Genomic DNA, 6,373 nt, shown 5'->3' on the forward strand with positions numbered 1-6,373 from the left:
CTTCCCTATTCCAAGACAGGGACGGATTCCCAGAAATCATAAGTCAGAAGAAGGTGGGCCCCAGATCGCGCTTACGAAGATCAGGAAATCGCCTGAGATCGTGCGCGTGCTGGATGCGATAACCGGCATGCTGCCGGCGTCACAGACTGACCGACCGGAGATCTTTGTCGAGCCGGATGCACCACGTGCTGCGACCCTCGTCCCGTGTGAGATCGCACTCGAATATCAATCTGATATGCATGCCGAGGAGCATCGGCGCTTGCCATCGGGCACCAAGCTGGACCCTCGGCTCCGATATGTGCCGCACATGACGACCGCCACATCATCAACCGGGAAAGCGCGTCCGGATCGAGTGGGGACAGTCACCTTGGTGCCGGACGTGGACATTCGCAACGACTACCAGGTCAAGGCACTGATCGACAGGGTGGTCATCTTGGTCGAGACCCGTGTAGCGATACACCGCTATAATTTGCGGAACATGATCTTGAAGGAGATTGGGATCACTACCGTCGTCGACGATCTGCTCAATCCCAAGGTGTCTGGCGACGTATGGGGTGCGCCGCTCATATGCCCCGACGAATCTATCCTGACAGGTTCGCCGTTCGCGATCCTGATCCAGGAGCCGACGCCGGAGGTGCTGGCTGCGATCCTGAAAACAATCAAGGATGGGCCCGGTCTCATCGAGCCAGTGCAGTTTCATCTGATCGAGGTCTCTGTCGATTTCTACGCGAGGAGGCCATGCACGCCGGAAGAGGCCGTTCTGCGCCGCGAGCGGATGGTGGGACTTCTACAACGCCATCACTGGAGCAGGCCAAGTCGCATAATAGAGCCAGACGCCGCGACGCCGCGATATGCAGATGCGCGACAGATTCATGATGATCAGGACAAGCTGCCAAGGCGCAAGCCGAAGACGCGATATCTGTTTGCCCATGTCTCTTCTCCCGGCAAGAAGACCAAGCACAGGTCGGACTCCATGATCGCCGAGGAAGGCATCCGCGACCGTGTTCTCACAAAAAACGCGGGATACACGCCCTTTCTGAGTTCAACGGTTTCGAAAGGTGACAAGTTCAGGTCGCACCTGGTCAGCATCCAGAATAAGATCACTGACAAACGAAACCCGATCAAGGAAACCTTCGTGCCGCTGCCCGACACTGAACGCCGCGCGAGGATGGAAGTCACGATCTCCGGGACCGAGACGCTGAAGAAACATGGTCTGCACACGATCGACGACCTGGGCAGTATCTCGTTCCGGAAGCTCACCAGAGATTTCCTGCGCTGCAGAGTGCCGGTAATCGAGCCGCTGCAGCACATCTTCGAAGACGCACAGGTCCAGATGAGGAACCGCGGCGTCTACGGCATAAACCTTCGGCTGCGTGCTCTTGCGGAGGAGAGACGGCTGGCGGCAAAACAGGCCGGGAAGAAACCGCCGCGTAAGACGAAAGACGAGGAGCTTGGCCTCGCTGACTGGCAGGAGATGAACAACGTGGTAGGGGACGCACTCGACGGGCTGAAGCGGCGCTGGAGCGGTTTCACCACCAGGTAGGGCTCGGGCGCGCTCGCGGAGGCTCGCAGACGTGTGGGATGAGCATGTGTGCGGCGTCGCTTTTCTGTCTGCTGCTTCTCGTCTGACGTGTGGGTGGAGTGTGTGGTGTAGAAGGGGGAAGTGAATAGTGGGGTGCGTGTTCGGGGAAGGAAGGTGAAGAAAGGAAGGTGACCCAGTTAATAGAGCCGCACGCGTGCCAGCTCGAGCGAAACCAGCCGACAACAGAATAAGTAAGCACTTACAGGGCTTACCGACGCTGAGCACCGCGTGAGCTGCCATCGGCATGGCGCGGAATTGCGGGAAATGGTCGTCAAAATCTTCGGTTAGGAGCTAATTGCTGGGATCGCTGGCTGAGGACAGTGGTCCTTGGACTGGATCGCGTGAGCCGGCACGTTTCGCCGGAGATGTAGCAGGCTTTCCGGGCGCTGCGACACGGTTCAGAGTTGGGGCGCCGCTCGCTGGCCCCAAAGAGCGCCTATGGAGTCCGCTGAGTGCGCTCAGCCGCTTCTAGGCCTCCATACGCCCCAGCGAGCGAAAGAGCGCTCCACGACTCTCTCCGTGGCTCTGGTGGACATGCCCCTGCCATGCGGAGACGCGCGGCAACGCAAAGCGGCAGCTTGCAGACGCTGTCGGCGCGTGACCGCGACCCGGCGCGGCCTATCTGATTGCGCCATGCGCATATCAGGAGAACGCCCTTGCCCTGCCAAAGCACCGTCGAGCTGACGAACCTCGAGATCCCGGTCGAGATCGGCACCTACGGGCCCGACGACACGGTGCCGGATTCGCACCTGCTGGACCTGACCCTGACCGTGGACCCCGCGCTGGTCCTGATCGATGCGGACGGTATGGACCATGTCTTCGACTACGACCCGCTGATCGCCGAAATCCTGCGGCTGTTCGAGGACGGGCCCTACGCGACGCAGGAACGGCTCATGACCCGTATCGTGCATGCCTGTGCGCGGCAGCCGCAGATTGAGGCGGCCGAGGTTTTCCTGCGCAAGACCCCCGTCGCCATGGGGACCGGCGCGCTCGGCCTCAGGCTGTCGGTGGACCGCGCCTATCTCGACGGGCTGCGCTGATCGGCGCGCCTCACTCTGTATCCCGATGCCACCTGCGCCTTCAGGGAGACGACTAGCGCAGAGATGCTTCCACCATCGACGATCACCTTAAGCGACAGGGCCCACCAAGCCGCGCGAACGCGTCATGTCTTCCGGACGGATATTGTCGATGCGCATCTCGACGCGAGCAACTGTTCGTTCCCGGTGTGTTGTTGCGAGCCCCTGGTTCGTCATTCCGATGTGCTGATCGGACAGTCGGACAGTCGGACACCGAATGCCTTGTCCGACTGTCCGACTTGTCCTACAGACTTGCGTGAAGATCGCCGTTCATCATATGAAACCGATATGTCTCCGGACAGGAGCGAGCAAAACGCCGGACACAAGGCGTGGGCAATACGAGGCGGGCAGGACCATGGGATCTTGCAGGATGATGGCGCGGACGGCGCGGCGGGTGTTTGTCCTGCTGACCTGTGCGGCGCTGGTAATCTGGAGCGTTTCTCCGGGCACTTCACACGTGCCGAAGGTCATTGAAACCCTCCAGGAACACGCCGAGATGATCCACAGCCATGGTCATTCCCATGGTCTTGAAGAAGACCTGCTCTGGGCGATGCATGGCCATAGCCATGACACGGTCGATCACGATCACTCGCAGGCCGTTCTGCTGCCGGGTCGGGTCGCACAGCCGGCCGGCGAGACTTTCGCCACATGGCGTAGCGCCGCCCTGCCGGACTGGACGCCACCTCATTTTCGACTGGAGCGACCGCCACGCGTGTGACGCAGGGCCTTTCGAGGTCAGCCACACATGCCACACCGGACAATCCAGGGAGAACATCATGCAATCCGTAACCGCGGATGGTCGATCATGGCGCCTGCCGCGCATCATCGCCATCCTGCCCGTCCTGGGGCTGCTGTGCCTCTGGGCAGGCACCGCCGTCGCGCACAACGTCACCGAAGGCGATGCCGGCTATATCCAGGAAATCTGGGGAATGAACCTCGCCCCCTTCACCTATCTCGGGGCCAAGCACATGGTCACGGGCTACGACCACATCCTGTTCCTGCTCGGCGTCGTCTTTTTCCTCTACCGGATGAAGGACGTCGCCATCTATGTCAGCATCTTCGCCATCGGTCATTCCACCACGATGCTCGCGGGGGTGTGGTTCGGGTGGGGCGTGAACGCCTACATCGTCGACGCCATCATCGGCCTTTCGGTCGTCTACAAGGCGCTCGACAATCTCGGGGCCTATCAACGCTGGTTCGGGGTTCAGCCCGACACGAGGGCCGCGACGCTGGTCTTCGGGCTCTTCCACGGCACTGGCCTGGCGACAAAGATACTTGACTACGACATCGCCGCGGAGGGGCTGCTGCCCAATCTGCTGGCGTTCAATGTGGGCGTCGAGATCGGGCAGATCATGGCCCTGGCCGTGATCCTCATCGTCATGGGCTACTGGCGCCGCTCCCCGGCTTTCCTGCGCCAGGCCTACACCGCAAACGTCATCATGATGACCCTGGGCTTCATCCTAATGGGCTATCAGATCACCGGCTATTTCGTCACCTGAAAGGAGACATGACATGTTCAATTCCAAGAAACCGACGCTTGAAGAGCTCCCGACCTCGGCGCAGCTTCTACGCTCCACCGTCATCGCCGCCGTCTCGGCGGTGGCGATCCTCGTCACCGTCGTTCTCCCCGCGGAATACGGCATTGACCCGACGCGCATAGGCGGGGTTCTCGGTCTCGCCGAGATGGGCGAGATCAAGGCCCAGCTCGCCGAGGAAGCCGAGGCCGACCGACAGATGGATGCAGCGGGCGACGATCAGTCGAGCCTTGTAAACGAAATCTTCGGGCTCCTCGTCGGCACCGCCCACGCGCAAGAGGCCGAGACTTGGCGTGACGAGACCACGTTCAAGCTGGCGCCGGGGGCCTCGGCAGAATGGAAGCTTGTGATGCAAGAAGGTCAGTCCGCGGAATACCGCATGTTCGTCGAAGGGGGCCGGGTGAATTTCGACCTTCACGGCCATGGCGACGGCCAGTCGGTCACCTACGAGAAGGGCCGCGGCTCCACTGGGGACGAAGGTAGGATCGTCGCCGGGTTCGCCGGCGAGCACGGATGGTTCTGGCGAAACCGCGATGACAGCGACGTGACGGTGACCGTGCAGGTCCGTGGCGACTACGCTGAGTTCAAGGACGCGAACTGATCAACAGCGCTGCCATTCCTAAACCCCGCGGCGACTGGCAGCGCTTTACCCTCGTGCACGAGGCGGTAGCTTCGGGACGGGTATTGATGCGCGTGCAGGGAACGACAGAAAGGTCCGTATGGCTGGTCCTCGGACTTTCCTCTTGGCAACCTGGGGCACATCAGAGGCGAACGCGGAACCTTTTGTCAGGTGGCAAGCGCTATGGCGGAACATCCACGTGATGACCTGGCCAAGGGCCACCGGCACGGGCAAGCATGATGTGCGCCAGGTTCGCACTGAGCCTTTACGCGGACACGGTCGGCCACCGCGCGATGTCGGCGCCAAGCGGATTCGGGAGTGATCCGTTGATCTCGCTCAATGCGTCATTGGCAGGAATGCCGTATGGAGATCAAAGCAACTTGAGAACAAAAGGAGATATAGATGCGTCGCCATGGAAAATTCCTCCTCGCCGCCGCCGTCGCTACCTCGCTGATGGCACCGGCAGTCGCGCAGCAGCAGATGCAGGGCGGGATGCAGCAGGGTATGCAGAACAGCCCGGGCATGATGCAGGGTCAGGGCATGCACGGCCAGATGATGGGTGGCCAGATGATGGGCAACATGGGCGGCCACATGATGGGCGGTGGCCCTGCCAAACATATCGAGGGCCGGCTGGCCTTTCTGAAGACCGAACTCGGCATCACCGACGCGCAGATGGATGCCTGGGAAGACTATGCCGACGCGATGCGAAATTCCGCCGGCTCCATGCAGCAGGTGCACGAGACGATGATGTCGGGCGACCCGCCGACCTCGTTTCCCGAGCGCATGGAACGCCACGAGCAGATGATGTCGGCGCGCATCGAAACCCTGAGAACGCTGCGCGACGCGGCCGTGCCGCTCTACGAGGCGCTCGACGACGAGCAGAAGCAGGTCGCCGACAGCATCATGGGCATGGGGATGATGTGAGGGCACTGGTTGCGCTTTTCCTCGGGCTCCCTCACCTCGCCGCGGCACAAGTCAGGGGGCCCGACATGATGCATGATGGCTGGCACTGGTGGATGCCGTTTCCCGGTATCCTCTGGCTGCTCTTCTTGGGCGTGGTGATCGCCGGCATCGTCCTGCTGATCCGGTCGCGCGGGGAGACGTCGCCGCCGGGTGGCGGGCGTTCCGCGATGGATGTCCTTGACGAGCGCTACGCCCGCGGCGAGATCGACCGCGAGGACTACCTTCAGCGCAAGGACGATCTCTCTGCACCGCGCGAAGAGAAGTCCCGTCAGTAGCGCCGCCGGCGCTAATGTGCCTCCGCCAACGCGCGGCCGATGCCGACACGCTGCTGCTGCCTACGGGAGCTTTCGCCACGGGGTGGTCGCGGCGCCAGAATGCATCCCCATCGTGATCGACGGGATTATCTAGGACTTCGCGATCGATCCCGTGTGTATGACCATGTGTCTATACCGGGACGTCCAGCCATTCCTCGCCCGGGGGAACCGGACCAAGGCGATCGGATTACGTTGAGGGCAGAAGAATGAATCGCCCCGGATTTGTCGGAGACCATCAACTTAAGTAAGGATGATGGGTATGACAAAAAGCAAAATGGCAAATC

General features: G+C 61.4%; 7 protein-coding genes. All 7 read left to right on the top strand.

The features are described 5' to 3' along the window. Positions 1–1,543 (top strand): hypothetical protein (locus tag ACROSR_RS19790; protein WP_432687610.1); only part of this gene is annotated, 1,543 nt, incomplete at its 5' end. Between the two features lie 695 nt (positions 1,544–2,238). After that, on the top strand, positions 2,239–2,622 hold the full coding sequence (locus tag ACROSR_RS19795; protein ID WP_432687611.1) for a dihydroneopterin aldolase: 384 nt from the start codon (positions 2,239–2,241) through the stop codon (positions 2,620–2,622). 409 nt (positions 2,623–3,031) lie between these two features. After that, the gene (locus tag ACROSR_RS19800) at positions 3,032–3,376 is read left to right on the top strand and encodes a hypothetical protein (RefSeq protein WP_432687612.1); all 345 of its coding nucleotides are present in this window, start codon (positions 3,032–3,034) and stop codon (positions 3,374–3,376) included. A gap of 58 nt (positions 3,377–3,434) precedes the next feature. Then, positions 3,435–4,157: a HupE/UreJ family protein gene (locus ACROSR_RS19805; RefSeq protein WP_432687613.1), complete on the top strand. Its 723-nt coding sequence runs from the start codon at positions 3,435–3,437 to the stop codon at positions 4,155–4,157. A 13-nt stretch (positions 4,158–4,170) separates the two neighbouring features. Beyond that, positions 4,171–4,794 carry a transmembrane anchor protein gene (locus tag ACROSR_RS19810; protein ID WP_432687614.1) on the top strand — a complete coding sequence of 208 codons (624 nt, stop codon included), beginning with the start codon at positions 4,171–4,173 and terminating at the stop codon, positions 4,792–4,794. A 420-nt stretch (positions 4,795–5,214) separates the two neighbouring features. Next, the gene (locus ACROSR_RS19815) at positions 5,215–5,736 is read left to right on the top strand and encodes a Spy/CpxP family protein refolding chaperone (protein ID WP_432687615.1); all 522 of its coding nucleotides are present in this window, start codon (positions 5,215–5,217) and stop codon (positions 5,734–5,736) included. Between the two features lie 65 nt (positions 5,737–5,801). Then, the gene (locus ACROSR_RS19820; protein WP_432687616.1) at positions 5,802–6,050 is read left to right on the top strand and encodes an SHOCT domain-containing protein; all 249 of its coding nucleotides are present in this window, start codon (positions 5,802–5,804) and stop codon (positions 6,048–6,050) included. Positions 6,051–6,373 lie beyond the last annotated feature (323 nt).

The sequence above is a fragment of the Roseovarius tibetensis genome, from assembly GCF_050896375.1.
GTDB lineage: Bacteria > Pseudomonadota > Alphaproteobacteria > Rhodobacterales > Rhodobacteraceae > Roseovarius > Roseovarius tibetensis.

Excerpts from the sequence above, each read along its gene's own strand:
- ACROSR_RS19800 (WP_432687612.1), top strand. The coding sequence starts at position 3,032 with ATGGCGCGGACGGCGCGGCGGGTGTTTGTCCTGCTGACCTGTGCGGCG.
- ACROSR_RS19805 (WP_432687613.1), top strand. The coding sequence starts at position 3,435 with ATGCAATCCGTAACCGCGGATGGTCGATCATGGCGCCTGCCGCGCATC.
- ACROSR_RS19810 (WP_432687614.1), top strand. The coding sequence starts at position 4,171 with ATGTTCAATTCCAAGAAACCGACGCTTGAAGAGCTCCCGACCTCGGCG.
- ACROSR_RS19815 (WP_432687615.1), top strand. The coding sequence starts at position 5,215 with ATGCGTCGCCATGGAAAATTCCTCCTCGCCGCCGCCGTCGCTACCTCG.
- ACROSR_RS19820 (WP_432687616.1), top strand. The coding sequence starts at position 5,802 with ATGATGCATGATGGCTGGCACTGGTGGATGCCGTTTCCCGGTATCCTC.